Genomic DNA, 26820 nt, shown 5'->3' with positions numbered 1-26820 from the left:
GTTGATGTCGACCCAAGCCGGCTGAAGCTGGATGCCCTCCCGATTTGACGTTTTGCAGTTCGCAGGTTAGTCGGCTGTCCCACCGGGCAGCTACTGAAGTGTGGTTTGTAGGCTCGTTCAATAAAAATAAGGGGACATCTATGGCAGCCAGTCTTTGGTTAGCAGTCGGTTGCGGCGTTATCGCCGTGGTTTACGGTTTATGGTCACGTAGCTGGATTTTGCGCCAGGACGCGGGCAACCCGCGCATGCAGGAAATTTCACTGGCGATTCAGCAGGGCGCCGCCGCCTACCTGGCGCGCCAGTACCGCACCATCGGCATCGTCGGCGTGGTGCTCCTCATACTCATCGCAGTGCTGCTGGACATGAACACCGCCATCGGCTTTCTGATCGGCGCGGTGCTGTCGGGCGCCTGCGGTTTCATCGGCATGAACGTCTCGGTGCGCGCCAACGTGCGCACCGCGCAGGCCGCCACCAAGGGTATGAACGAGGCCTTGAACGTCGCCTTCAAAGGCGGCGCCATCACCGGCATGCTGGTGGTCGGGCTCGGCCTGCTGGGCGTGGTGCTGTTCTATATGTACCTGATCGCCGGCTTGCCGCCGGACCTCGGCCCCAATTTGCATAAGGTCATCGAACCGCTGATCGGGCTGGCCTTTGGCGCCTCGCTGATCTCGATCTTCGCGCGCCTCGGCGGCGGCATCTTCACCAAGGGCGCCGACGTCGGCGCCGATCTGGTCGGCAAGGTCGAAGCGGGTATTCCCGAGGACGACCCGCGCAACCCGGCCGTGATCGCGGACAATGTCGGCGACAACGTCGGCGATTGTGCCGGCATGGCCGCCGATCTGTTTGAAACCTACGTCGTCACGCTGATCGCCACGATGCTGCTGGGGGCCTTGTTGATGAGCACATCGAGCACGGCGGTGGTCTATCCGCTGCTGCTGGGGGCGGTCTCCATCATTGCCTCGATCATCGGCTGCTCGATGGTCAAGGCCAAGCCCGGCAAGAAAATCATGTCGGCGCTGTACACCGGCCTGTGGTGGGCGGCCGGGCTGTCGCTGATTGGCTTCGCGGTGGTCACCTGGCAGCTGTGGCCGGACGAAGCGATGCGCATGCGCATGCTCGGCTGCACCGTGGTCGGCATCGTGCTGACCGGGTTGATGGTCTACATCACCGAGTACTACACCGGCACCGATTTCTATCCGGTCAAACATATCGCCGAGGCTTCCACCACCGGCCACGGCACCAACATCATCGCCGGTCTCGGCGTGTCGATGAAGTCGACCGCGTGGCCGGTGCTGGCCGTGTGCGCGGCGATCCTCGTGTCGTATCAGCTGGGGCAGCTGTACGGAGTGGCCATCGCCGCCACCTCGATGCTGTCGATGGCCGGCATCGTCGTCGCGCTCGACGCCTACGGCCCGATCACCGACAACGCCGGCGGCATCGCCGAAATGGCCGGCATGCCCGAATCGGTGCGCGCCATCACCGACCCGCTCGACGCGGTGGGCAACACCACCAAGGCCGTCACCAAGGGGTACGCCATCGGCTCGGCCGGGCTGGCCGCGCTGGTGCTGTTCGCCGACTACACGCACGCGCTTGAGTCGGCGGGCAAGAGCATCACGTTCGACCTGTCCGACCCGATGGTGATCGTCGGCCTGATCATCGGCGGCCTGATTCCCTACCTGTTCGCCGCCATGGCGATGGAAGCGGTAGGGCGCGCGGCCGGCGCCGTGGTGGTGGAGGTGCGCCGCCAGTTCCGCGACATCAAGGGCATCATGGACGGCACCGGCAAGCCGGAGTACGACAAGGCGGTCGACATGCTGACCGCCTCGGCCATCAAGGAAATGATCGTGCCGTCGCTGCTGCCGGTGGTGGTGCCGGTGGTGGTCGGCATGCTGCTGGGTTCGGCCGCGCTGGGTGGCATGTTGATGGGCACCATCGTCACCGGCTTGTTCGTGGCGATCTCGATGACCACCGGCGGCGGCGCCTGGGACAACGCCAAGAAATATATCGAGGACGGCCACTTCGGCGGCAAGGGTTCGGAGGCGCACAAGGCGGCGGTGACCGGCGACACGGTTGGCGACCCGTACAAGGACACGGCCGGCCCAGCCGTCAATCCGCTGATCAAGATCATCAACATCGTCGCCTTGCTGCTGGTGCCGCTGTTGCCGGCCTCGGGCTGGCTGGCGGTGAGCGCGCCGGTGATGGCCGCGCACGCGCCGGCGCCGGTCCCGACACGAATGGGACCGGCCGACGCGCCGCCGCCGCCCCGCTCGGCCTCGCCGCTGACCGAAGGCGCGCCGCTGGCGCCGGGCCTGCCGCCACCAGCGCCGCCGGCATCGGAGTCGACCAGTACGCCGGCGCCGTCGAGGTAGCGGAGGGACAGAGGTTACGAATTGTTTCAAGGCCTACCGTGCGGCGCCGCGCCTGCTATTAATATAGACAGGCGTAGCACTTTGGAAGGCAATGACATGAAATCTCTGAAACCGGCCGCGCTGACGGCGGCCTTTCTGCTTGGATCCTTACTTTGCGCCAATGCTTGGGGCGACAACGGACCTGCGAAAGCGAAGTCCGATGATGATGCCTACGCCAGGCTGCCCGTGTGCAAACTCAGCGCGGACGGCAAACGCCTCGCGGTGGAGCCGTGCCGTACTGCCCCGGCAGCCGCGCCGATGCCGCGCCGGCCGGTACCGCTGACGATACAGCCGATGCCGGGCAGCCCGCGCGCGCCGCAGGTCGCCATGCCCAAAACGCAGCCGTCCACTCCGATCGAAACGTTGATACAGCCGCCAGGAAACCCGATACCGGCGATCGGCTGCACGGCTGGCGGCTGCTACGACCCCAGCGGCGTGCGCCACAACAGCGGCCCGGCCGGCACAACCATCACGCCCGCAGGCAAGATGTGTCAAAGAAACGGCGCCTGGCTGCAGTGCTGAATTCTACGGCGCATCCTCTTCATGTCGGCGGTTGCGGTGATGCAGTGTTCCACAGCGCTGCTTCGCTGCCAAACATTTGCTTTTGCTCCGGCGTTTTGGGTTTCTGTGCATTCACGCAAAACAACTTTAGTTACTTATTGACATTTGTATATTTGGAATTTACCATAGGAAACTCAAATTACAAAATATAAACAACATTATGAGTTCGACAATGCGGCCCCCTGGACCTGCGACCAATATCCCTTACTTGGACGGGTGGCGCGGGATCGCCATTTTGCTTGTGTTGATCGGACACTTCGGGCCGCCCCGATTTTGGTACGCGGGTCGATTGGGTGTCGTACTTTTCTTCGTGCTCTCGGGCCTTTTTATGGGAAGGCTTCTATTTGTAAAGCGCGTTGAGTTGCCTACCTTTTTTGCCAGGCGATTCAGCCGGATTATTCCGACACTGTGGTTTTATGTTACTGTAGTGTGGGTCTACGCATCCTACTTTCAGCCAGAAATCTATTCTGCGAGTTTGAATGAGGTACTCGTTTTCCTGGGTTTTTGCAGCACATATGCCTTATCCGTATGGGAAGTGAAATGGCCTGTAGGGCAATTGTGGTCGTTGAATGTTGAGGAACACAGCTACGTTTACCTCGCTGCGGGTACATTGATCATTGCAAGAAGCCGGGGTATGTTATCGGCGTCCAGATTTTTGGCTGGAAGCGTAATAGCTATTTTGATCTGCATTGCTTTCTACATGACCAGTGTTTGGGAGGTGGGCGGCTCACCATGGCGCACCAGAACCGAAGTCGCGTCGCTTGGCTTGGTGGCCTCCGCAGCAATCTGCATATGGCGTGAGAACGGAAAACTAGCATGGATGCGCAGTGCATGGCTCCCTCTAGCTGCTTTGCTAATTGCAGTTGGCAGTTTCATTCCCGGATCTGCCTTGCAGTGGAATTTCTCAATCGCCGCAGCCCCAATCTTGATGGCATTCGCGGTCAACTACGTCTCAAGTTTCCCAGACATCGTTCTGCGGTTAATGGGTCTTCCGATCCTTCGTTGGTTCGGGACCTGCTCGTTTTCAATCTATCTCTGGCAGGCGCCGTTTTATCAAGCCCACACACACTTCGGCGCGTCGAAGTCCCTTTGCATGGTGCTTGGCATCTGCTGCGGAGCTTTGTCGTTTTACCTTTTAGAGAACCCAGTGCGTTTGTATCTGAATAGAAAATGGGACCAGTTTCTTGAGCGCAGGGAGGTTCATCTTCCACTTGGCGCCGATTTGAAATCGTTGAATTCCTGACCTAAAACGATGATCGTGCGCCCCACACCGGCCTTCGCGCTACCGATACTGTGCTTACGAAATAGCGCTGCCCGCGCTGACGCGCCCGGTGTCTCCACCGAAGCTGAAGCGAGTTGCACCTTTAATTAAGGAGGCGTGGGAATTGGTGAGTATTGAGGTGGTATTTTCAGGTAGTATTGTTGGCTACATTTTTTTTGACAATAGTGCCACTTTGATATTGGGATGGGTCTGTCGCCTGTTCCCCCGCCACCGATTAAGGAAGTATGACTACAAACTCATCCGCTCGAGCCATGCTGCGCCGCCTGTTTTTGCGTTTTGCTTCGGGATATGGCAACCAGTTGACCACCCTGATCGAACAAAGGGTGGAAATGAATATGGAGCGTATCGTGAACGAACGGGTCGATGCGCTGCTGGCGAAGGCTGCGTTGCCGCCCAAAATATTCCTTCCGCCGATCGACTTGTACCAGACCGATCCGGCCACCCCGTTCATGCAGTATTCGACGTGCTTGGCGGCCGATTTCTACCATCCGCAGTTTTCGCAGATCGCGCGCGATCTTGCCATTCCGCCGATGTTGCACCGGAAGTTTTGGGAATGGGCCTACATCGTCCATGTTGCGCGCACTCGCGGTGTGGTTGCCGAAGGCAAGCGGGCGCTCGGATTCGGCGTGGGGACCGAGCGCATGCCCGCGCTATTCGCCAAGGGCGGCATGCAGGTGACTGCCACGGACGCGCCGCAAAGCATCGACAACGCCCAGGGCTGGAGCGCCACCGGACAGTACAGCAACGCCATCGATAGCATCCCGTACCAAGGCATTATTGATAAGGAAACTTTCCTTGAGCGGGTGCGGTTCCAGGAGTGTGACATGAACAACATCGGCGACGATGTCGGCGGCTACGATTTTTGCTGGTCCTCGTGCGCGTTCGAGCACCTCGGCAGCCTGCGCCTGGGCATCGATTTCGTCATCAACAGTGTCGAGAAGACGCTCAAGATCGGCGGTGTCGCTTGCCACACCACCGAGTTCAATCTGAGTTCGAACGACGCCACCATCGAAAGCGGCGACACGGTGCTGTATCGCCGCCGTGACCTGGATGTGCTGATCGCCGAACTGCGGGATCGTGGACACCAGGTCGAGGAGTTCGTCGTCGCGCCGGACGCCCATTTCCTCGACGGCTACGTCGATACGCCGCCGTTCGCCACGCCCACGCCGACCGAAGGGCCGGCCCACCTCAAACTCGAGTTGTACGGCTACGCCTGCACGTCGGTCGGCATCACCGTGGTGCGCGGGCGCTGACACCACCGCTAAGCCGTCGGAGCGGGGAATTTTCCCGTTCCGGCTACCAACCTGGCTACAATTGCGTTTAATATGACGTTTACGTAAACGTCAAATCAGAGCGATTGGAGATTTCATGCATATTCAGGACAATGTATTCCTCATCACCGGCGGCGCGTCCGGGCTGGGCGCGGCGACGGCGCGCATGATCGTCGAGGCCGGCGGCAAGGTGGTGCTGGCCGACGTGCAGGTCGAGGCCGGCCACGCGCTGGCCGCCGAGTTGGGCGGCGTATTCATCCAGACCGATGTGACCGCCGAGGCAGACGCCGTGCGCGCGGTAGCGGCGGCCGTCGCGCTGGGCACCTTGCGCGGGCTGGTCAATTGCGCCGGCATCGCGCCGGCCGCCAAGACCGTCGGCAAGGAGGGCGCCCATCCGCTGGAGCTGTTCCAGCGGACCATCAACATCAACCTGGTCGGCACCTTCAACATGGCGCGCCTGGCGGCCGAGGCGATGGCCAAGAACGCCGCCATCGATACCGGTGAGCGCGGCGTCATTATCAACACCGCGTCGGTGGCGGCCTTCGATGGCCAGATGGGGCAGGCCGCTTACGCGTCGTCGAAGGCCGCCGTGGCCGGGTTGACGCTGCCGATGGCGCGCGACCTGGCGCGCAGCGGCATCCGCGTGATGGCCATCGCGCCGGGCATCTTCGAGACGCCGATGTTGATGGGTATGCCCGCCGAGGTGCGCGACGCGCTTGGCGCCATGGTGCCGTTCCCGCCGCGCCTGGGCAGGCCGCATGAATACGCCCATCTGGCCAAAGCCATCATCGAGAACACGATGCTGAACGGCGAGACCATCCGCCTGGACGGCGCTATCCGCATGCAGGCCAAGTAAAACGGTTTAAACGATTTCGTGTAGGATGCCAGAATGATCGGGCGCGCCCAAGGGGGGCTTTCCCGGCCGGCGCGCCCTCTATTTGGAGAGCCCATGATTCGTTTGAACACCCTGGCGCGCGGCGCCGCACTAGTCATACCATTGCTGGGCGTGCAGCACACGCCGGTCTACGCGCAACGCGTCACTGCGGACACCGCGCCGGAAATCGCCACCGGCTACGCCGAAAAAGCTGGCAAGTCCTCGCAAAAATTCATGGTCGCCGCGGCCAATCCGCTGGCCACACAGGCCGGCTACCAGATGCTCAAGCAGGGCGGCGCCGCGATCGACGCGGCAGTCGCCACCCAGCTGGTATTGACGCTGGTCGAGCCGCAATCGTCCGGCATCGGCGGCGGCTCGTTCATGCTGTACTCGGACGGCAAACGCGTGCAGTCATATGACGGCCGCGAGACGGCGCCGGCGTCGGCCGACGAGCACCTGTTCCAGGACGCCGACGGCAAGGCCGTCTCGCGCGAGATCGGCGTCATCGGAGGCCGCTCCGTCGGCGCGCCCGGCGTGCTGCGCATGCTGGAACTGGCGCACAGGCAGCACGGCAAACTGCCGTGGAAAACCCTGTTCGCGCCGGCGATCAAACTGGCCGAGGAGGGTTTCGCGGTCAGTCCGCGCCTGAACGCGCTGATCTCCTACGACCGTTACCTGGCGCGCGATCCGGTCGCGAGAAAATACTTCTTCGACGGCGACGGCAAACCGCGTCCGGTCGGCTACATCCTGAAAAACCCGGAACTGGCGCGCACCCTGCGTGAGATCGCCGCCGGCGGCGCAGACGTCTTCTACAAGGGCCGCATCGCGCGCGACATCGCCGCCAAGGTGGCCTCGCATCCGACCAATCCGGGCAAGTTGACCGCCGCCGATATCGCCGGCTACCAGGCCAAGGAGCGCACGCCGATCTGCAGCGACTACAAGGCGTGGACCGTGTGCGGGGCGCCGCCGCCATCGTCCGGCGGCATCGCCATTGCGCAGATGCTGGGCATCCTGGAGGCCAAGGACATCAGCCCGTACAAGCCGGTCAACGGCATGCCGACCGCCGAGGGCATCCACCTGTTCTCGGAAGCGGGCCGGCTGGCCTATGCGGACCGCAACCGCTACGTGGCCGACACCGATTTCGTGCCGCTGCCAGGCAAGGGCGTCGGCGCGATGCTGGACAAGGCCTACCTGTCACGGCGCGCCTCGCTGATTGGCGAGCGCTCGATGGGCCGCGCCAATTACGGCACGCCGGCCACGATGCAGGTCGCGTGGGGCGCGGACACCGCGATCGACAAGCCATCGACGTCGCACTTCGTGGCCGTCGACGCTTTCGGCGGCGGGCTGTCGATGACCACTTCGGTGGAAGACGCTTTCGGCGCGCGCCAGATGGTCGACGGTTTCATGCTCAATAACCAGCTGACCGACTTCTCGTTCGATTCGCGGGATGCCGACGGCCCGATCGCCAACCGGGTGCAGGCCGGCAAACGGCCGCGCAGCGCGATGTCGCCGACGCTGGTGTTCGACAAGGGCACGCACCAGCTGGTGCTGGCCACCGGTTCGCCGGGCGGCTCGGCCATCATCAACTATGTGGCCAAGGTGCTGGTCGGTACGCTGGACTGGAAACTCGACGTGCAGCAGGCCATCAGCCTGCCGAACATGGGCAGCCGCAACGGCCCGACCGAGATCGAGGCCGGCCGCGTGGCGCCGGCGGTGATCGAGGAGCTCAAGGCGCGCGGCCACCAGGTGCGCGAAGGGGAGCAGAACTCCGGCCTCCAGGGCATCGAGCGCCGCGTCGTCGACGGCAAGGCGCAGTGGTTCGGCGGCGCCGATCCGCGCCGCGAAGGGATCGTGCTGGGGGATTGATGGCGTCACCGGCCGCGCGGTTTGTGGCAAAGTCGCTGAAAAGCGCCCGCCGCCTTCCCCAAACCCGACAGACCCTGATAACCTTGGCGCATGGGAATTCAAAAGAAAACAGGCTTGATCCTGACCGGAGGCGGCGCCCGCGCGGCCTACCAGGTCGGCGTTCTACAGGCGATCTCGGAGATATTGTGGGAAGCGGGCTGGCCTCCGGCGCGTAATCCTTTCGACATCATTTGCGGCACCTCCGCCGGCGCGATCAACGCCACGGCGCTGGCCTGCCGCGCCGACAATTTCGGCGAGGGCGTGCAAAAGCTGCTCGACGTCTGGGAGCATATCGAGGTCGAACAGGTCTACCGCGCCGATTCGCTGGGCGTGATCCGCTCCGGCGCGCGCTGGCTGTCGTTGCTGTCGTTTGGCTGGCTGCTGCGCAAATGGCGCGCGGCGCCGCCGGCATCGCTGCTCGACAACACGCCGCTGGTCGGCCTGCTGCACCGCATGCTCGACCTGCCGCGCCTCGACGCGGCGCTGTCGGAGGGCCTGCTGCACGCGCTGGCCGTCACCGCCTCGTCCTACACCGCCGGCAACCACCTGACGTTCTACCAGACCGCCGCCGACATCGCGCCGTGGGTACGCATGCAGCGCGTGGCGTTGCAGGACCAGATCGGCGTCGAGCACTTGCTGGCGTCGTCGGCGATCCCTTTTATCTTCCCGGCCACGCCGCTGTACATGGGCGGCCACCGCGAATACTGCGGCGACGGCTCGATGCGCCAGCTGGCGCCGATCTCGCCGGCGATCCACCTCGGCGCCAGCAAGGTGCTTGTGGTGGGCGCGGGACGCTTGACCGAGCCGGCCCGCAGCGCCGCCGAAAAAAGCTCGGCGCGCTATCCCAGCCTGGCGCAGATCGCCGGCCACGCGATGTCGTCGATCTTCCTCGATTCGCTGGCGGTTGATATCGAACGCCTCGAACGCGTCAACAAGACCTTGTCGATGCTGCCGCCCGAGCTGCTCGAGCAAACGCCTCTCAAGCCGGTCAAGCTGCTGGTGATCGCGCCTTCCGAACGGCTCGACGATATCGCCAGCCGCCACATCGCCAGTTTGCCGGCGCCGATCCGCACCATGTTGTCCGGAATCGGCGCGACCGAAACGCGCGGCGCCGCATTGGCCTCGTATTTATTGTTCGAATCGACTTATACTTGCGAGTTGATCCGCCTCGGTCAGCGCGACACCCAGGCTCGTAAAGAGGACGTGCTGGCCTTCTTTGAATCCTGAACTCGATTTTGACTACCGACTTGCGGAACCGTTTTGCCGTTTTTTAGACGATTATCCAGACTCTCGCCGGGTCGATTGCTGCTGGCCGTCCTGCTGTTGTGGGGGATAGCCGTCGCCGCCGCATGGGCCGGCGCGCCGCCGCGCACCTTGCGCTTCGAGCAGCTCGGCGTCGAGAATGGGCTGGCGCAGGAATCGGTGCTGGCCATCGCCCAGGACACGCAGGGCTTCATCTGGCTCGGCACCCAGGCCGGCCTGACGCGCTTCGACGGCTACCGCACCGTCATCTACAAGAGCGCCGTCTCCGACCCCAATAGCCTGGTCGACAACTGGGTGCGCGTGCTGCACGTCGACGGCACCGGCCGGATGTGGGTCGGCACCGACGGCGGCCTGGATCTGTACGATCCGGCCACGCGCCAGTTCACGCATTTCGCGCCACTGGAGCCGGGGCAGCGCGGCAACGGCAACCGCCACGTGCGCGCCATCGTCGACGATGGCCTGGGCGGCCTGTGGGTGGGCAGCGCCGACGGCCTGCATCACTTCAACCCCTCCACCAGGCGCTTCACCAGCTGGCACCACGACGCGGCCGATCCGGGCAGCCTGGCCAGCGACCAGGTCAACGCGCTGGCGCGCGATGCCGCCGGGCGGCTGTGGGTGGCCACCGCCACCGGCCTCGATATGCTGGCGCCGGGCGCGGCGCGCTTCCGCCATTACACGATGGACGCCGGCGGCGACAGCCGTTTCAACGCCGTGTTGTCCTTGCAGGTCGACAGCGCGCAGACGCTGTGGATCGGCACCATGGGCGGGCTGGAACAATGGCGCCTCCTCGGCCTCGAGCCGCAGCGCCGCCGCTTGGGCGTGCGCGAGGGCGTCAACCCCGGCGTGAGCGTGACCACCTTGTACGAGGACGTCGAAAACCAGATCTGGGTCGGCACCCAGGCCGATGGCCTGTTCCGCTGGCTGCCGGCGGAGAACCGGCTCACGCAATACCGCCACCAGTTCAGCGATGGCCACAGCGTGGCCGACAACCAGATATCCGCGCTGTTCCGCGACCGGGTCGGCACCTTCTGGGTCGGCACCTGGAACGATGGCGTCAGCCGCGTCGACATGGGCAGCGGCGGCTTCGCGCGCATCGTGCGCCAGTCGGACATGCTCAACTCCGTGTCCGACAACAAGGTGCGGGCGATCGTCGCCGATGGCGGCACGCGGCTGTGGCTTGGCAGCGGCGGCGGCTTGAACCTGTACGACCCCGTCACCGGCGAGAGCCGGGTGTGGCGCCACGATCCGCGCGACCCCAATAGCCTGAGCGACGACCAGGTCACCGCGCTGCTGCGTGAAAAAAACGGCAACCTTTGGATCGGCGGGCGGGCCGGCGTCAATTACCTCAATCCGGCCACCGGCGCGATGCGGGCGGTGTCGTTCATGGGCGCCGACCCTGGCAGCGACACGGTGCGCAACATCTTCGCGGACCGCGACGGCATGCTGTGGGTCGCGAGCCGGGGCGGCCTGCACCGGCTCGATCCGCGCACCATGGACGTGCGCACCTTCCGCCACAACCCGGCCGACGCCAACAGCCTGGCCGACAACGTGGTGCGACCGATCCTGGAGGATCGTCGCGGCCAGCTGTGGATCGGCACCTTCAACGGCCTCGATCTGCTGGACCGCAAGACGGGACGCTTCCGCCACTTCCGCCGCGACGCCGGCGATCCGCTCAGCCTCAGTCACGACGAGGTGCACTGCCTGTACGAGGATGCGCGCGGCACCATCTGGGTCGGCACGGCGGCGGGCCTGAACCGGATGGACGTGGCGTCCGACGGCAGCATTCGTTTCCGGCGCTACCTGCGCAAGGACGGCATCGCCGACGACGCCATCGCCTCCATCCTGCCCGACAACGCCGGCAACCTTTGGCTGAGCACCAACAGCGGCTTGTCACGCCTGAACATCGACTCGGGCCTGGTGCGCAACTACAGCGGCGCCGACGGCACCATCGAGGGCGCCTATTTCGACGGCGCCGCGCTGCGCACGCCCGATGGCACGCTGTACTTCGGCGGTTTTAACGGCATCACCGCTTTTTCGCCCGGCGACGTGCGCGAAAACAGCGTGGCGCCGACGGTGGCGATCACCGACTTCCAGATATTTAACAAGTCGGTCAGGGCCGGACAGGGCGAGCATCCGTCGGTGCTCACGCGCGCCATCGAGCACACCAACGCGCTGACCCTGAGCGAGAACGATTCCGTGTTCTCGCTGGAGTTCTCGGCGCTGCACTACGCCGCGCCCCAGCGCAACCGCTTCGCCTACCAGTTGCAGGGATTCGACGAGGACTGGGTGGTGACCGACGCCACCAAGCGATTCGCCACCTACACCAACCTGGACCCGGGCAGCTACACGTTCCGCGTCAAGGCGGCCAACAAGGACGGCATCTGGAACGACAACGCGGCCACCCTGGAGATCACCATCCTGCCGCCGTTCTGGAAGACCTGGTGGTTCCGCAGCGTGATCGCGGTGCTGTTGCTGAGCGCCGCCTACGCGGCCTACCACGCGCGCGTGCGCAGCCTGCGCCGCCAGCAGCTGCGGCTCGAGCAGCTGGTCGGCTCGCGCACGGCGGAAGTCGAACATAAGAACCTGCTGCTGCAGCAGCAGAAGCAGGAGCTGGAATTGCGCCGGCTGGAGGCCGAAGCCCAGCGCGCCGAGGCCGAACAGCGCCGCGTCGATACCGAGCGGCAGAAAAAGGAAGTCGAGCGGCAGAAGGAAAACGTCGAGCAGGCGCACCGCAACATCTCGGTGTTGAGCGAGTTAGGGCGGGAGCTGAGCGCCACCCTGGATATGGAAACGTCGATGCTGACGCTGTACCGCCACGTGCACCATCTAATGAGCGCGCAGATTTTCGGCATCGGCTTCGTGCGCGAGGACGACGGCGTGATCGATTTTCCGTTCGCGATCGAGGGCGGCGTGCGCACCTTGCCGTACCAGCGCCGGCTCGACCAACCCAACCAGCTGGCGGTATGGTGCGTCACTCACGGCCAGCCGATCTTCATCAATGACATGCGGGCGGAGTACCAGGACTACATGGACGATACCGGGCTTAACTCGGTGATGCTGTGCGTACGCGAGGATGGCGTGCAGCTGGCCGCCGCGCAGTCGACGCTGTACGCGCCGCTGATCGCCGCCGACAAGGTGGTCGGCCTGATTTGCGTGCAAAGCACGGAGAAAAACAGTTATCAGCGGGTGCACATGGACATGCTGCAGACCTTGGCCTCGCACGCGGTGGCGGGCCTGGAAAACGCGCGCGCCTACCAGCAGCTGGAGGAGGCGCTGCAAACACTGCGCCAGACGCAGGATCAACTGCTGCTGCAGGAAAAGCAGGTGCGCCTGCACACCGAGGAGCTGGCGCTGGCCAACCGCGCCTTGCAGGACAACGACGAACGCCTGCGCCTGGCCAAGCAAAAGGCGGAGGACGCGACCCGGCAGAAGTCCGAGTTCCTGGCCAATATGAGCCACGAGATGCGCACCCCGCTGGCTGGCGTGATCGGCATGCTGGGCTTCGCGCTGCGCGACGGCCGCCTGTACGACAGCACGCGCGAGCAGATCCTGCGCGGCCAGGCCAATGCGCAGTCGCTGCTGTCGATCATCAACGACCTGCTGGATTTTTCCAAGATCGAGGCGGGCAAGCTGACCATCGAGAACATCGACTTTTCGCTGTCGGCGGCGGTGCACAATGTGGTCGGCCTGTTCGAGGAGCAGGCCGCCGCGCACAGCGTCGGCTTCAGCCTGGAATTTGGCGACGGCCTGCCGCAGTTCGTCGTCGGCGATCCGACGCGGCTGCGCCAGGTGCTGGTCAACCTGGTCGGCAACGCCTTCAAGTTCACCCAGCAAGGGTCGGTCACGATGCGCGTGGAACGCGCGCCGGACGATGCGCGCGGCGCGGACCGGCGCGCGCGGGCGGGCTACAAGGGCGCCGTCAACCGCATCCGTTTCACCGTCGCCGACACCGGCATCGGCATCGAGGCGGACGCCATTCCGCGCCTGTTCCAGCAGTTCGAACAGGCCGACGCCTCGACCACGCGTCGCTACGGCGGCACCGGCCTGGGGCTGGCGATCTGCCGCCAGCTGGTGGAACTGATGGGTGGCAGCATCAACGCCGTCAGCACGCCGGGACGGGGCAGCGAATTCTCGTTCGAGCTGCCGCTGGCGAACGGCGTGCCGCCGCCGCTGGTGCGGCATGTGCCGCGCGAGCCGCACAGCCACCAGCTCAAGGTGTTGTGCGCCGAGGATTTCCCCACCAATCAGATCATCATCCGCATGATGCTCGAGGACCTGGGCCACAAGGTGGACATCGCCGCCAATGGCGCGCTGGCCGTCAAGGCCTGTGCGCTGACGCGCTACGATTTGATACTGATGGACGGCCGCATGCCGGAGATGGACGGCGCCAGCGCGACGCGGCTGATCCGCTCCGGCGGCACCGATGCGGCGCCCGTGCGCGACCAGGAGTTGATGATCATCGCGCTGACCGCCAACGCCAGCGAAGAGGACCGCAGCCGCTATCTGGCTGCCGGCATGGATGATTTCCTGACCAAGCCGATCGACGAGGACAAGTTGCATTTCCAGCTGAGCCGCGCGATCGAGCGCCAGCTGCAGCGCGGTGTCAGTCTGCCCCGCATGGAGCCGCGCCGCCACCCGGCCATCGGCACGCCGGAGCTGGACGCGATGTTCGGCGTCGAGCCGGCCGCCTCGGAGCCGGCCCGGTTGGCGCAGCACAGTGGCGCCGGCGGCGACCTGCGCGCCCGCCTGCGCAACGCCTTCAATCAGGACGCGCCGCTGCGCCTGGCGGAGCTCGAGCAGGCCCTGGCCGGCGGTGACGGCGACACCGCCAGCCGCCTGCTGCATGGCATGAAGGGCAGCGCAGGCTATCTGGAGGAGCAGGAGTTGCAGGCCCTGTGCGGCGACCTGGAATTGTGCGCCGACCACGGCGACTGGCGGCGCATCGTCGAGGCCATGCCCAGGCTGCGCGTTCTGCTGGCGCAGGCCGGGGCGACTAGCATGCTGTAAGCCGAAGTGTCGGGGCGACGCTTGCGCAAGTTAGCGACACCGGGATTTATGCCCTGTTTATAATGAGGGATCAAAGGCACAGGGAATTACATGAAAGTTCTGGTAGTCGACGACGATGTCGTCTCGCGCATGGTCTTGATGCACTTGATCGACAGCTGCGGCAAATTCGACATCGTGGAAGCCGAAGATGGCGCCGACGCGTGGCGGCAGTTGCAGGGCGGCTTGCGTCCTGCCATCTGCTTTTGCGACCTGCGCATGCCCAATATGTCGGGCATGGAGCTGCTGCAGCACGTCAAAGGCCACGCCGACCTGGCCGGCGTGCCGTTCGTGCTGGTGACGTCGGCCTCCGACAAGGACACCTTGCACGAGGCGACGCAGGCCGGCGCCGCCGGCTACATCGTCAAGCCGTTCCAGGCCGAGCAAGTGCGGGTACACCTGGCCGGCTTGCTCGACCAGGCGGCCGGCGCTTCCTGCCACCAGGCCGAGGATCCGGCGGCGACATTGCGCCGCCTCGGTATCAACGGCGAACGCCTGCTGGTGTATCTGAATGGCTTCCACAACCAGCTGGCCACCGCCGGCGGCGACCTCGATGCGCTGCTGGCCGCCGGCGGGCAGCAGGAGGCGCAAGCGCGGATCGACCGGCTGCACGCCGGCTGCGTGACGCTGGGCCTGGAGGGCGCGGCCGCCGCGCTGAAAGGCTTCGCGCCGGGCCGGCTGTCCAACGAGGCGGTTCAGGCGGTGCTGTCAGATGTGATGCGCGCGGTCGGTCAGCAGGCCGAATCGGTCCGCAAAAGCACGGTTGGCTGACAAGCGTCTTGATTTCGCTCTGATTTTATTCCGCAGGTTGCGCTTGATGTCGAGATAGTTTAGGTTTAAAGTATCTCTGACTTTGCCACTTCAGGGTGACCATGGACCAACCCACCGACAGTTACGCCGGCATCGCGCCGGTCAGCGCCCACACCGACCATTTCGCACGCGACCATTTGCCGCCGCTGGAATTGTGGCCGGAGCTGCGCTTCGACCTGCCCGAGCTGCAATATCCGCCGCGCCTCAATTGCGTGGGGGAGCTGCTGGACCGCGCCGGCGATGGCGTGGACAGCGAGGGTTTCGATGCGCGCACCGCGATCCTCGGCGAGCACGAAAGCTTGACCTACGCCGGCTTGCGCGAGCGGGTCGACCGCATCGCCCACGTGCTGCGCGGGCCGATGGGGCTCGAAGCCGGCAACCGCGTGCTGCTGCGCGGCGCCAACAACCCGATGATGGCCGCGTGCATCCTGGCGGTGATCAAATGCGGCTGCATCGCCGTGCCGACCATGCCGCTGCTGCGCGCGCGCGAATTGGCCGCCATCGCCGCCAAGTCGCAGGTCAACGCGGTGCTGTGCGCCGAAGGGTTGCGCGCGGAGCTGGAGGCAATCGATCCGCCTTTGCCGCAAGCGGTGCGCGACAGGACATTGTGGTTCGGCGGCGGGGACAGCCCGCTGGAAGCGCTGATGGCCGCGCAGCCGGCCAGCTACCAGGCGGTAGACACGGCGGCCGACGACGTTTGCCTGATCAGCTTCACGTCCGGCACCACCGGCGTCCCCAAAGGCACCATGCATTTTCATCGCGACGTCATGGCGATCTGCGATTGCTTCCCGCGTTCTGTGCTGCGCTCGCGGCCGGGCGATGTGTTCATCGGCACGCCGCCGCTGGCCTTCACCTTCGGCCTTGGCGGCCTTCTGCTGTTCCCGCTGCGGGTGGGCGCGGCGGCCGTGCTGTTGGAGAAGCTGACGCCCGAAACGCTGCTCAAGGCGATCGAAAAATATCGCGCCACCGTGTGCTTCACGGCGCCGACGTTCTACCGTCAGATGGCGCAGATGGCCGGCACCTATGATCTGGCCTTTCTGCGCGCGACCGTGTCGGCCGGCGAGGCGCTGCCGGCAGCGACGCGCGATGCCTGGCGCCGCGCCACGGGGCTGGAAATGATCGACGGCATAGGCGCGACCGAACTGCTGCACATTTTCATTTCGGCGGCGGGCGACCAGGTGCGCGCCGGCGCCACTGGCAAGCCGGTGCCCGGTTACCAGGCGTGCATCCTTGATCATGACGGCAAGCCGGTCGGCCCCGGCGTGATCGGACGGCTGGCGGTGAAGGGCCCCACCGGCTGCCGCTACCTGGCCGACGCGCGCCAGTCCGAGTACGTTCTGAATGGCTGGAACCTGACCGGCGACGCCTACGAAATGGACGCCGACGGATATTTTTATTACCGCTCGCGCACCGACGACATGATCATCTCGGCCGGCTACAACATCGCCGGCCCGGAGGTGGAGGACGCGCTGCTGCGCCATCCGTCGGTGGCCGAATGCGGCGTGATCGGCCGCGCCGACGACGAGCGCGGACAGATAGTCGAAGCGCACGTGGTGCTCAAGCCGGACGCAGTGCCGTCGCCGCAACTGGCGGTCCAGTTGCAGGAATTCGTCAAGCAGCAGATCGCCCCTTATAAATATCCACGTTCGATCCGTTTTCTCAAGGCGCTGCCGCGCACCGAGACGGGCAAGCTGCAGCGCTTTAAACTGCGTACGGAAAATCCATGAACATCCTTTGCATAGGCGGCGGCCCCGCCGGCCTGTATTTCAGCCTGCTGATGAAAAAGCAGAATCCCGCCCACCGGATCACGGTGGTGGAGCGCAACCGGCCCTACGACACCTTCGGCTGGGGCGTGGTGTTTTCCGACCAGACGTTGGGCAACCTGATGAAGGCCGACGAGCCGACCGCGCGCGAGATCCAGCAGTCGTTCAATCACTGGGACGATATCGACGTGTTTTTCAAAGGCGCCAAGGTGACGTCGGGAGGCCACGGCTTTTGCGGCATCGGCCGCAAGCACCTGCTGAACATCCTGCAAAAGCGCTGCGAGGAGCTGGGCGTATCGCTGGTGTTCGAGACCGAGGTGCGGGACGACCAGGAGCTGGCCGCGCACTACGACGCCGATCTGGTGATCGCCTCGGATGGCCTGAACAGCCGCACGCGCACCCGTTACGCGGACAGCTACCAGCCGCACGTCGAGGCGCGCCAGTGCCGCTTTGTGTGGCTGGGCACGCGCAAGAAGTTCGACGCCTTCACGTTCGCCTTCAAGCAGACGGCGCATGGCTGGTTCCAGGCGCACATCTACCAGTACGACGGCGAGACCTCGACCTTCATCATCGAGACGCCGGAGTCGGTGTGGCGCGCGGCGGGGCTGGAGGAGATGAGCCAGGCCGGGGCGATCGCCTATTGCGAGCAGCTGTTCGCCGAGCAGCTCGACGGGCATGGTCTGATGTCGAATTCGCCCCACCTGCAAGGGGCGAACATGTGGATCAAGTTCCCGCGCATCGTATGCGGCCAATGGGTGCACTGGAACGACGCCGGCGCCAAACGGGTGCCGGTCGTGTTGATGGGCGACGCCGCCCACTCGGCGCACTATTCGATCGGTTCCGGGACCAAGCTGGCGCTGGAGGACGCGATCGAGCTGGCGCGCTGCTTCGGTCGTCACGAGGATGCCGCGCAGTTGGACATTGCGCTGGCGGCCTACCAGGAGGTGCGCGCGGTCGAGGTGACCAAGCTGCAAAGCGCGGCGCGCAACTCGATGGAATGGTTCGAGAACGTCGAGCGGTATTCGGCGATGGAAGCGCCGCAATTTGCCTACTCGATGCTGACGCGCAGCCAGCGGCTGTCGCACGAAAACCTGCGGCTGCGCGATGCGGCCTACGTGGCCGGCTACGAGGACTGGTTCGCGGCACGCGCCTTCGAACAAGCCGGTTTGCCGGCGCCGGCCACCGCCTCGGTACATGTGCCGCCGATGTTCACACCGTACAAGGTACGCGACCTGGTGCTGAAAAACCGCATCGTGGTGTCGCCGATGGCGCAGTACAGCGCCGTCGACGGCGTGGTGGGCGACTACCATCTTGCGCACCTCGGCGCGCGGGCGATGGGCGGCGCGGCGATGGTGTTCGCCGAGATGACTTGCGTATCGGCCGATGCCCGCATCACGCCGGCCTGTCCGGGACTGTACACGCCGGAACAAACGCAGGCCTGGCGCCGCATCGTCGATTTCGTCCACCAGAACAGCGACGCCCACATCGCGGTACAGCTGGGCCATGCCGGCGCCAAGGGTTCGACCCGTGCGATGTGGGACGGCATCGACCGGCCGCTGGAGACGGGAAACTGGCCGCTGGTGTCGGCGTCGCCGCAACAGTACCTGGCCGGCGTTTCGCAGACGGCGCGGGCGATGACCCTGGCCGACATGGACCGCATCGAAGCCGATTTCGTGCGCGCCACGCGGGCGGCCAATGAAGCGGGCTTCGACTGGTTGGAGCTGCACTGCGCGCATGGCTATCTGCTGTCGTCCTTCATCTCGCCGCTGACCAACGAGCGTGGCGACGAATATGGCGGCAGCCTTGAGAACCGCTGCCGCTATCCGTTGCGCGTGTTCGCAGCCATGCGCGCGGCGTGGCCGCGCCACAAGCCGATGAGCGTGCGCATTTCGGCCCACGATTGGGTCGAGGGCGGCATCATGCCGGACGACGCGGTGCGCATCGCGCGCTTGTTCAAGGCCGCCGGCGCCGATATGATCGATTGTTCGTCGGGGCAGGTCAGCAAGCTGGAAAAGCCGGTGTACGGGCGTATGTTCCAGACACCGTTCGCCGACCGGATACGCAACGAGGCGGGCATCGGCGCAATCGCGGTGGGATCGATCTTCGAGGCGGACCACGCCAACGGCATCATCGCGGCGGGACGCGCCGATTTGTGCGCGGTGGGCCGGCCGCATCTGGCCAATCCGGCGTGGACGCTGGCCGAGGCGGCGAAACTGGGTTATACGGCGGTTCGCTGGCCCAGGCAGTATCTGCCGGCCAAGCAGCAGTTGGAGCGCAATCAGGAGCGCGAGCGCCAGTTGGCGTTGTCGAACAATGTAGAACCACGCGGGACGGATGAATGAACGAAGGATCGACATCACAAGAAAAACTACCTTTGGCCGGCAAGCATGCGCTGGTCACCGGCGGCTCGCGCGGCATCGGCGCCGCCTGCGCGCAGGCATTGCTGTCGCGCGGCGCGCGTGTCACGCTGGCCGGCCGCGACGTCGGGGCACTGGCCGCCGCGCAGGCGTCGATGCGCGCCATGTCGCCGCCGGGCGCGGGGATCGCAACGCAGGTGCTCGACGTCGCCGACGAGGACTCGGTGCGCGCCGGTTTCGCCGCCGCGGCGGAACATTTTGGCCGCATCGATATCCTGGTCAACAACGCCGGACAGGCCGCCGCCGCGCCTTTCGGGAAAACCGGCGCCGCGCTGTGGCAACGGATGCTGGACGTGAACCTGACCGGCACCTTCCACTGCACCCAGGCGGCGCTGCCCGCGATGCTGGAGGCGAATTGGGGCCGCATCGTCAACGTCGCATCGACGGCCGGGCTGACGGGCTACCGCTACACCGCCGCCTACAGCGCCGCCAAACACGGCGTGGTCGGCCTGACCCGCGCGCTGGCGCTGGAGGTGGCGACCAAGGGCGTGACCGTCAATGCGGTCTGTCCCGGCTATACTGAGACCGATATCGTGCGCGACGCCGTCGCCAATATAGTCGCCAAGACCGGCCGCAGCGAAGACCAGGCCCGCGCCGAACTGGCCGCCGGCAATCCGCAAAAGCGCCTGGTGCAAAGCGAGGAAGTGGCCAACGCGGTGGCCTGGCTATGCCTGGCCGAATCGGCCGCCATGAATGGACAGTCCATCGCCGTCGCCGGCGGTGAAGTCATGTGATGTACAAGGAAGCTATGCCCCTATCAGACAACGATCGAGAGAAACAAGACGAATCATCCGCGACGGAGGAGCAAACGGCGGGCGGCGAGCCGGTGCTCGACCTGGCCAGCCGCCTGACGCAGGACCACCACCAGTCGCTCAAGCTGTGGCTGCGCATGCTGTCGTGCACCGTCAAGATCGAAACCGAAATCCGCACCCGCTTGCGCGCGACGTTCGGCATCACGCTGCCGCGCTTCGACCTGATGGCGCAGCTGGAGCGCTATCCGCAGGGCCTGCGCATGGGCGAGCTGTCGAAGCGGATGATGGTCACCGGCGGTAACATCACCGGCATCACCGACCAGCTGGAACAGGAAAAACTGGTGGTGCGCGTGCCCGACCCCAAGGACGGCCGCGCCTACAGCGTCAAGCTGACGGCGGCCGGGCGCCGCGCCTTCACCGAGATGGCGGTGGTGCACGAGGGCTGGATCGCCGAACTGCTGCAGGACATGTCCGGCGCCGACAAGGGCCAGCTGATCGACCTTCTGTCGCAGATGAAGCAGCACCTGTATTCCGGCGATTCTTCCGCCGGACGCGCCGCCGACGAAAAATAAGGAGCACAGATGCGATATCTTCAGGGCCAAGCCCACCAGCTGCCGGGCAACCGCGCCGCGCTGGGCGGCTACCGGGCCAGCCATTTTTTGTTCGAGGCCGACGGCGGCGTGGCCACGCTGACCCTGAACCGCCCGGACCGCAAAAATCCACTGACTTTCGACTCCTACGCCGAACTGCGCGACCTGTTCCGCGCACTGTCGCGGGCGGACGATATCAAGGCGGTGGTGATCACCGGCGCCGGCGAAAACTTCTGCTCCGGCGGCGACGTGCACGACATCATCGGCCCGCTGACCAAGCTCGATATGCCAGGCTTGCTGGCCTTTACGCGCATGACCGGCGACCTGGTGAAAGCCATGCTGGCCTGCCCGCAGCCCATCGTGGCGGCGATCGACGGCATCTGCGCCGGCGCCGGCGCGATGCTGGCGCTGGCGTCGGACATCCGCATCGGCACTGAGCGCAGCAAGACCGCCTTCCTGTTCACCCGCGTGGGCCTGGCCGGTTGCGACATGGGCGCCTGCGCGCTGCTGCCGCGCGTGATCGGCCAGGGCCGCGCCGCCGAGTTGCTGTACACCGGACGGTCGATGTCCGGCGCGGAGGCGGAGCGCTGGGGATTTTTCAACAGTTTGCGGGCGCCGGAAGAATTGGCGGACGCCGCCCGCGCCTTTGCGCAAGGCTTGGCGAGCGGCCCGACCTTCGCGCACGCCATGACCAAGAACATGCTGCAACAGGAGTGGAACATGGGCGTCGACCAGGCCATCGAGGCGGAAGCGCAGGCGCAGGCCATTTGCATGGCGACCAACGACTTCCACCGCGCCTACCACGCGTTCGTGGCCAAGCAAAAACCCGACTTCGAAGGCGATTGACAGCATGACCGACAAAACCTATCTCGCGTGGCCGTTTTTTGAAGCGCGCCACGCGGCGCTGGAGGCGCGGCTGGACGCATGGGCCGCGCGCGAGGTCGGCCAGCATCATGACGCGGACGTCGATGGCGCCTGCCGCCGGCTGGTGCGCCAGCTCGGCGAGGGCGGCTGGCTGCGACACGCGATCGCGGGCGCGGCGCACGGCGCCGAGGCCGACGTCATCGACACCCGCGCCATTTGCCTGATCCGCGAGACGCTGGCGCGCCACAACGGCCTGGCCGATTTCGCCTTTGCCATGCAGGGGCTGGGCGCCGGCGCCATCAGCCTGCACGGCAGCGCCGCGCAGCGCGAGGCCTACCTGCCGCGCGTGGCGCGCGGCGACGCCATCGCCGCGTTCGCGTTGTCCGAGCCGCAGGCCGGGTCCGACGTCGCGGCCATGCAATGCGCGGCGGTACTCGACGACGACGGCGACCACTATGTGCTCGACGGCGAAAAGACCTGGATTTCCAACGGCGGCATCGCCGACTTTTACGTGGTGTTCGCGCGCACCGGCGAGCAGCCCGGCGCGCGCGGCATCAGCGCCTTCATCGTCGATGCGGGCACGCCGGGTTTCGAAATCGCCGAGCGCATTCAGGTGATCGCCCCGCATCCGCTTGCACGCCTGGCGTTCAACAGCTGCCGCATCCCCGTCGCCAACCGGATCGGCGCGGCGGGGCAGGGATTCAAGGTGGCGATGACCACGCTCGACGTGTTCCGCACCTCGGTGGCCGCCGCCGCGCTGGGCTTCGCGCGGCGCGCGCTGGACGAGGCGCTGGCCCACGCCACGCGGCGGCAGATGTTCGGCCAGATGCTGTCGGACTTCCAGCTGACGCAGGCCAAGCTGGCGCAGATGGCGACCGGCATCGACGCCGCCGCCTTGCTGACCTACCGCGCCGCGTGGCTGCGCGACCAGGGCGGCGGCGACAAACGCGTGACCAAGGAGGCCGCGATGGCCAAGCTGACGGCGACCGAGACCGCGCAGCAGGTGATCGACGCCGCGCTGCAGATGTTCGGCGGCCTTGGCGTGGTCAGCGAACAGCCAGTCGAGCGTTTGTACCGCGAGATCCGTGCGCTGCGCATCTACGAGGGCGCCAGCGAGGTGCAGCAATTGATTATCGCGCGCGAACTGCTGCGCGAGCAGACCGACAAGGAAGCATGATGGAGATACTTCAACCGCCGCAGTGGGCCAGGCCGCGCGGCTATTCGAACGGCGTTGCCGCCAGCGGCCGCACGGTGTGCGTCAGCGGCATGATCGGGTGGGACGGGCAGGGCGTGTTCCACACCGACGATTTCGCCGGCCAGGTGCGCCAGGCGCTGGAAAACATCGTCGCCGTGCTGGCCGAGGCGCATGCGCGGCCCGAGCACATCGTGCGCATGACGTGGTACGTGATCGACCGCAAAGAGTATGTGGCCGCCTACAAGGAGGTGGGAGCGGCGTACCGTGACGTCATCGGCGCGCACTACCCGGCGATGACGGCGGTACAGGTTGCGGGGCTGGTCGAGGACCGCGCCCGCGTGGAGATCGAGGTCACGGCGATCGTGCCCTAGTGTACGGTGACGCCGGGTTCGCCGGCCAGCAGCTTGACGATCGCCGGCTGCGCCAGCATGACCCTGCCGCCGATGTCGGACAAGTGCTGTGAATCGACATAATACAAATCGGCGCGGCCGCTATAGTCGCAGCGCCCGTTCGCGCACAACGTTGTCGCCGGATCGATGAGCATGAGCTTGGGGTATTGGCGGCCGATGTCGTCGAGGTAGGCGTTGGTCTCGTCGTTCCGGTTTCTCAGCAGGCTCTGGGCGGCGCTATGCCCGTCGCCAGTCGGCAGCATGCCCAGTGCTGCCGCGAGGCGCTGGCGCGATGGAATCCATGCGGCGGCGACGGCGCGTACCGGGTCGAAGCTGAAAATGGGTACGTCCTTGACCAGCAATACGGTTTTGCCCGCAGCCGTCATCATGGCGACCGTCCCCGCCAGTCCCTCCCGCAGGTATTGTCTGCTTTGCTCCGGCGTCACCAGGCCGCCCGCTTGGGCGTCCGGCACGAAGCGCTGGCTGGCCGCTTCCTGGTCGAACGGCGCCGACCAGTAACCGGCCAGCACCACGATCTTGATGGCAGGATTGTCGCGCACACTCGCCAGTGCCGCCTGGTTGAAGCTGGCGCACTCGCGCGCATGCGACGGCTGACTGGCCATCAGACGCGTCACGCCTTTGAGGGGCGGACACGATGCCTTCGTGAGTTGGGTAAAGCCAAGGCCATGGTGGACTGCGACCGCGCGCAGGCCGGCCGCGATGGCCGCCGCATGGCTATCGCCAACCAGCGCCAGCGATCCGTGGTCGCCTTTGGTCGCGCATCCCGGCGACCGGTCCGGCGCTGACTGGCCATAGCCGGCCAGGCAAGGATGCCCCGGTATCCCGGCGTTTTGTTCGATGATGGTGAAACCGTCCGGCAGGCGTTGCGGCCATCCCTGTCCGGCCGCGAGACCGACGCCGACGGCCAGCATGGCGGCGGTAGCCGCGCCGTAGCGCCACAGCGTGCGGAGGTCGTTCGCTTTGCCGGTGCGGAAGGGCCGCTCGACGAATCGCCATGAGGCGATGGCCAACAGGAACGACAACGCGACTACAGTCAGCGCTGTGCCGACGCCGATCGGCCGGTCCACCGCCAGACGCGCGAAGCTGAGCATCGGCCAATGCCACAGATACCAGGAATAGGACACCAGCCCGATGAAAACCAGCGCCTTGTTGGCGACGATGAGGCGATTGGCCAGGCTGCCATGGGCGGCGATCAGCATCGCCGCGCCGAACACCGGCAGGGCGGCGGCGATGCTGGGAAAGACCGTCGACTCGTCGTAGCACGTGATGGTATAGACCACGGCCAGCAGTCCACCGGCGCCGAGCGCTTCCCGAAGCCGCGCCGGCACTGCGCGGCCGGCGAGCGCGGCGCGGTTGCCGTAATGGGCCAGCAGCGCGCCGACGCCAAGCTCCCAGGCCCGTGACGGCAGCAGGAAAAACGCGGTCGACGGATTGCGCGACGTCACCCATACCGAGGCCAACAGGGAAATGGCGGTCAGCCCCGCCAGCACCGCGCCGGTGTGCCACTTGTAGCGTCGGATCAGCAGCAGAACCGGCGGGAAGAACAGATAAAATTGCTCTTCGACGCTGAGCGACCACGTCATCATCAGCGGCTTGAGCTCGGACGCGGAGGAGAAATAGTTGGCGCTTTTCCAGAAATAGATATTGGAGACCGCAGCGATGTTCGCCAGCGCGCTTTGCGAAAAGTCCTGCATTTCGCCGCTGGTCATCACCAGGATGGCCGTGACGAAGCAGGCCAGCAACACCGCGAATAACGCTGGCAGGATGCGGCGCGCGCGGCGGGCGTAAAATTTGGCGTAGCTGAAACGTTGCTCGTTTATTTCCCGCTCGATGATGCTGCATATCAGATAGCCGGAAATAACGAAGAAAATGTCGACACCGACGAAGCCGCCGGCGAAACCGGGCACGCTGGCGTGGAACAGCACCACGCAGAGCACGGCGATACCGCGCAGGCCGTCGATGTCTGCGCGGTAGTCAGAAGGGATTTTGAGCATGTCGCCGCCATGAGGATAGTGCGTAGCGCACGGCAACAATGATGCACTAAAATTCTATTTTTAGCAACTTTGACGGGAAGACAGCAACGGCCCGGGCAGCGCGGATTGCTCCGCGCTGCCGGTATTGCCGGTTTATCTCTTAACGAGTACGCCCTTTGCCGTTGACGCCGTGTAGACGCCACTGTCCGCCAACACCGCCACCGAGATCTTGCCCAGCGCCTCATCCGGCCAGTTGAAGGTCGTCGATGCGCCATTGCCCAGGGCGCCGCTATCGTAATACAGCGCGGTACCGACCCTCACCTGCAGACGGATGGTGGCACCGCCGGTGGCGACCGACGTGAAGCGCATCCAGTCACCACGTTTGAGGGCGCTCCAGGCGACGTGGCTCGCACCCGTGCTGTAGTTGATCTGACTGAGCTTCTTGTCCGTGTACGGGAAGACCAGCGCCTGCTGCCAGGTGTCGTAACTGCCAGGGCCGTTGCCGCCGCCGCCGACTTTTTGCCAGTCGCCGCGCATCGACAGCACGCCGAGTTTTTGCGGGTCCTCGAACGTGTTGCCATCGCCGTCGACCCATTTCTCGCCCCACTGCACCGGTCGCAGCGCCGCGCGGATGCGCTCAAGATCGGCCACCACCTTGGTGTCCCAGCCATTAGGCATGAGCGTGTAATTGGCGCCGTTCTCGATGTAGATACCGAACGCCACGTCATAAGTGCGATCGACCACCATCGCGCCGTACACCTTGAGGGTGTTGGCTATCTTGCGCAGCGCCGGGCTGGTGATCGACTTGTGGTCGAACGAGGCCGGCAACATGATGCGCGTACCCAGCGGGATCTGCCCCGTGTTCAGGTGCGCCGTGGCGTCGGCCGTCGTCGCCGGGAACACATAGCTCGGCTGGCTGACGCCATTGGCAAGCGAGTGGCTCGGCAGCGACATGGCCAGCGCGTGTTTGTAGTAGTCGGCGCCGTCGTCGATTTCGTGACGGCGGATCAAACCACCCGAAGGCGGTACGCCCGACGAGCGCGCGCCCTGGCTCCAGTGCACCGCATCACCCCAGCCGCGGCCGTCGAGCCGCGTCCACGAGTACATGGTGGCGGTCCACTTGTTGCCCTGCCATTTGAGCTGGAAGAACGAATGGACGATACCCGTCACCGTGTCGACGATGTCGGCATGGCCGTCGGCGCCGGTGGCCGGAGTCACGCCGGCCGGCCAATGCGGCAACGTGACGTTGCGCGAGTATTTGGCCGAGTCCGGGTCGGACACGTTATAGACCGTCATCGGTTTGTCGGCAGCCGTGGCCTTGAACACCGTGAGCGAATAGGCGCCGTCGTCGACAGCCGGAAGCCAGGTCGGATTAAAGATTGGTTTGCGCAGTTCGAACGTGCCCAAATGGGGGCGTATCGGACGGGCGTTCCAAGGTG

Annotated in this window: 18 protein-coding genes; 16 read left to right on the top strand and 2 right to left on the bottom strand. The window is 65.4% G+C overall.

Going from position 1 to position 26820, the window contains the following annotated elements; translation table 11 throughout:
- Window positions 1-140 precede the first annotated feature (140 nt).
- The 16 genes from ACZ0BA_RS15200 (at window position 141) to ACZ0BA_RS15125 (ending at window position 23369) form a co-directional block, all read left to right on the top strand.
- Window positions 141-2369 (top strand): sodium-translocating pyrophosphatase, encoded by a 2229-nt coding sequence (locus ACZ0BA_RS15200; RefSeq protein WP_463452061.1) that lies wholly within the window; start codon window positions 141-143, stop codon window positions 2367-2369.
- A gap of 96 nt (window positions 2370-2465) precedes the next feature.
- Window positions 2466-2930, top strand: coding sequence for a hypothetical protein (locus tag ACZ0BA_RS15195; protein ID WP_463452060.1), 465 nt, complete (start codon window positions 2466-2468; stop codon window positions 2928-2930).
- 199 nt (window positions 2931-3129) lie between these two features.
- Window positions 3130-4212: an acyltransferase family protein gene (locus tag ACZ0BA_RS15190; RefSeq protein ID WP_463452059.1), complete on the top strand. Its 1083-nt coding sequence runs from the start codon at window positions 3130-3132 to the stop codon at window positions 4210-4212.
- Between the two features lie 374 nt (window positions 4213-4586).
- Window positions 4587-5504 (top strand): class I SAM-dependent methyltransferase, encoded by a 918-nt coding sequence (locus ACZ0BA_RS15185; RefSeq protein ID WP_463452058.1) that lies wholly within the window; start codon window positions 4587-4589, stop codon window positions 5502-5504.
- 115 nt (window positions 5505-5619) lie between these two features.
- Window positions 5620-6378: an SDR family NAD(P)-dependent oxidoreductase gene (locus ACZ0BA_RS15180; RefSeq protein ID WP_463452057.1), complete on the top strand. Its 759-nt coding sequence runs from the start codon at window positions 5620-5622 to the stop codon at window positions 6376-6378.
- Window positions 6379-6471: 93 nt separating this feature from the next.
- A complete protein-coding gene (gene ggt, locus ACZ0BA_RS15175; RefSeq protein WP_463452056.1) occupies window positions 6472-8262 on the top strand; it encodes a gamma-glutamyltransferase in 1791 nt (596 codons plus the stop codon).
- Between the two features lie 90 nt (window positions 8263-8352).
- On the top strand, window positions 8353-9528 hold the full coding sequence (locus tag ACZ0BA_RS15170) for a patatin-like phospholipase family protein (RefSeq protein ID WP_463452055.1): 1176 nt from the start codon (window positions 8353-8355) through the stop codon (window positions 9526-9528).
- 78 nt (window positions 9529-9606) lie between these two features.
- Window positions 9607-14571, top strand: a complete 4965-nt coding sequence (locus ACZ0BA_RS15165; protein ID WP_463454762.1) for a two-component regulator propeller domain-containing protein — start codon at window positions 9607-9609, stop codon at window positions 14569-14571.
- A 90-nt stretch (window positions 14572-14661) separates the two neighbouring features.
- A complete protein-coding gene (locus ACZ0BA_RS15160) occupies window positions 14662-15378 on the top strand; it encodes a response regulator (RefSeq protein ID WP_463452054.1) in 717 nt (238 codons plus the stop codon).
- Window positions 15379-15479: 101 nt separating this feature from the next.
- Window positions 15480-17144: an AMP-binding protein gene (locus ACZ0BA_RS15155; RefSeq protein WP_463452053.1), complete on the top strand. Its 1665-nt coding sequence runs from the start codon at window positions 15480-15482 to the stop codon at window positions 17142-17144.
- A complete protein-coding gene (locus ACZ0BA_RS15150; RefSeq protein ID WP_463452052.1) occupies window positions 17141-19522 on the top strand; it encodes a bifunctional salicylyl-CoA 5-hydroxylase/oxidoreductase in 2382 nt (793 codons plus the stop codon). Before ACZ0BA_RS15155 ends, ACZ0BA_RS15150 begins: the two co-directional genes overlap by 4 nt.
- Window positions 19519-20331: an SDR family NAD(P)-dependent oxidoreductase gene (locus tag ACZ0BA_RS15145; RefSeq protein ID WP_463452051.1), complete on the top strand. Its 813-nt coding sequence runs from the start codon at window positions 19519-19521 to the stop codon at window positions 20329-20331. The genes ACZ0BA_RS15150 and ACZ0BA_RS15145 overlap by 4 nt, the downstream gene beginning before the upstream one ends.
- A gap of 14 nt (window positions 20332-20345) precedes the next feature.
- Window positions 20346-20921, top strand: coding sequence for a MarR family winged helix-turn-helix transcriptional regulator (locus ACZ0BA_RS15140; protein ID WP_463452050.1), 576 nt, complete (start codon window positions 20346-20348; stop codon window positions 20919-20921).
- Window positions 20922-20930: 9 nt separating this feature from the next.
- On the top strand, window positions 20931-21785 hold the full coding sequence (locus tag ACZ0BA_RS15135) for an enoyl-CoA hydratase family protein (RefSeq protein WP_463452049.1): 855 nt from the start codon (window positions 20931-20933) through the stop codon (window positions 21783-21785).
- Between the two features lie 4 nt (window positions 21786-21789).
- Window positions 21790-22980: an acyl-CoA dehydrogenase family protein gene (locus ACZ0BA_RS15130; protein WP_463452048.1), complete on the top strand. Its 1191-nt coding sequence runs from the start codon at window positions 21790-21792 to the stop codon at window positions 22978-22980.
- On the top strand, window positions 22980-23369 hold the full coding sequence (locus ACZ0BA_RS15125) for a RidA family protein (RefSeq protein ID WP_463452047.1): 390 nt from the start codon (window positions 22980-22982) through the stop codon (window positions 23367-23369). The genes ACZ0BA_RS15130 and ACZ0BA_RS15125 overlap by 1 nt, the downstream gene beginning before the upstream one ends.
- On the opposite strand, the gene ACZ0BA_RS15120 is transcribed toward ACZ0BA_RS15125, so the two are convergent.
- Both ACZ0BA_RS15120 and ACZ0BA_RS15115 read right to left on the bottom strand, forming a co-directional pair.
- A complete protein-coding gene (locus ACZ0BA_RS15120; protein ID WP_463452046.1) occupies window positions 23366-25402 on the bottom strand; it encodes an acyltransferase family protein in 2037 nt (678 codons plus the stop codon). The two genes, ACZ0BA_RS15125 and ACZ0BA_RS15120, sit on opposite strands and share 4 nt — an antisense overlap.
- Before the next feature lie 132 nt (window positions 25403-25534).
- A complete protein-coding gene (locus ACZ0BA_RS15115) occupies window positions 25535-26788 on the bottom strand; it encodes an Atrophin-1 multi-domain protein (protein WP_463452045.1) in 1254 nt (417 codons plus the stop codon).
- Window positions 26789-26820: the final 32 nt, after the last annotated feature.

The organism is Duganella sp. AC917 (genome assembly GCF_979258245.1).
This window is presented reverse-complemented; position numbering and strand designations above follow the sequence as displayed.

Excerpts from the sequence above, each read along its gene's own strand:
- ACZ0BA_RS15200 (WP_463452061.1), top strand. The coding sequence starts at position 141 with ATGGCAGCCAGTCTTTGGTTAGCAGTCGGTTGCGGCGTTATCGCCGTG.
- ACZ0BA_RS15195 (WP_463452060.1), top strand. The coding sequence starts at position 2,466 with ATGAAATCTCTGAAACCGGCCGCGCTGACGGCGGCCTTTCTGCTTGGA.
- ACZ0BA_RS15190 (WP_463452059.1), top strand. The coding sequence starts at position 3,130 with ATGAGTTCGACAATGCGGCCCCCTGGACCTGCGACCAATATCCCTTAC.
- ACZ0BA_RS15185 (WP_463452058.1), top strand. The coding sequence starts at position 4,587 with ATGGAGCGTATCGTGAACGAACGGGTCGATGCGCTGCTGGCGAAGGCT.
- ACZ0BA_RS15180 (WP_463452057.1), top strand. The coding sequence starts at position 5,620 with ATGCATATTCAGGACAATGTATTCCTCATCACCGGCGGCGCGTCCGGG.
- ggt (WP_463452056.1), top strand. The coding sequence starts at position 6,472 with ATGATTCGTTTGAACACCCTGGCGCGCGGCGCCGCACTAGTCATACCA.
- ACZ0BA_RS15170 (WP_463452055.1), top strand. The coding sequence starts at position 8,353 with ATGGGAATTCAAAAGAAAACAGGCTTGATCCTGACCGGAGGCGGCGCC.
- ACZ0BA_RS15160 (WP_463452054.1), top strand. The coding sequence starts at position 14,662 with ATGAAAGTTCTGGTAGTCGACGACGATGTCGTCTCGCGCATGGTCTTG.
- ACZ0BA_RS15155 (WP_463452053.1), top strand. The coding sequence starts at position 15,480 with ATGGACCAACCCACCGACAGTTACGCCGGCATCGCGCCGGTCAGCGCC.
- ACZ0BA_RS15150 (WP_463452052.1), top strand. The coding sequence starts at position 17,141 with ATGAACATCCTTTGCATAGGCGGCGGCCCCGCCGGCCTGTATTTCAGC.
- ACZ0BA_RS15145 (WP_463452051.1), top strand. The coding sequence starts at position 19,519 with ATGAACGAAGGATCGACATCACAAGAAAAACTACCTTTGGCCGGCAAG.
- ACZ0BA_RS15140 (WP_463452050.1), top strand. The coding sequence starts at position 20,346 with ATGCCCCTATCAGACAACGATCGAGAGAAACAAGACGAATCATCCGCG.
- ACZ0BA_RS15135 (WP_463452049.1), top strand. The coding sequence starts at position 20,931 with ATGCGATATCTTCAGGGCCAAGCCCACCAGCTGCCGGGCAACCGCGCC.
- ACZ0BA_RS15130 (WP_463452048.1), top strand. The coding sequence starts at position 21,790 with ATGACCGACAAAACCTATCTCGCGTGGCCGTTTTTTGAAGCGCGCCAC.
- ACZ0BA_RS15125 (WP_463452047.1), top strand. The coding sequence starts at position 22,980 with ATGGAGATACTTCAACCGCCGCAGTGGGCCAGGCCGCGCGGCTATTCG.
- ACZ0BA_RS15120 (WP_463452046.1), bottom strand. The coding sequence starts at position 25,402 with ATGCTCAAAATCCCTTCTGACTACCGCGCAGACATCGACGGCCTGCGC.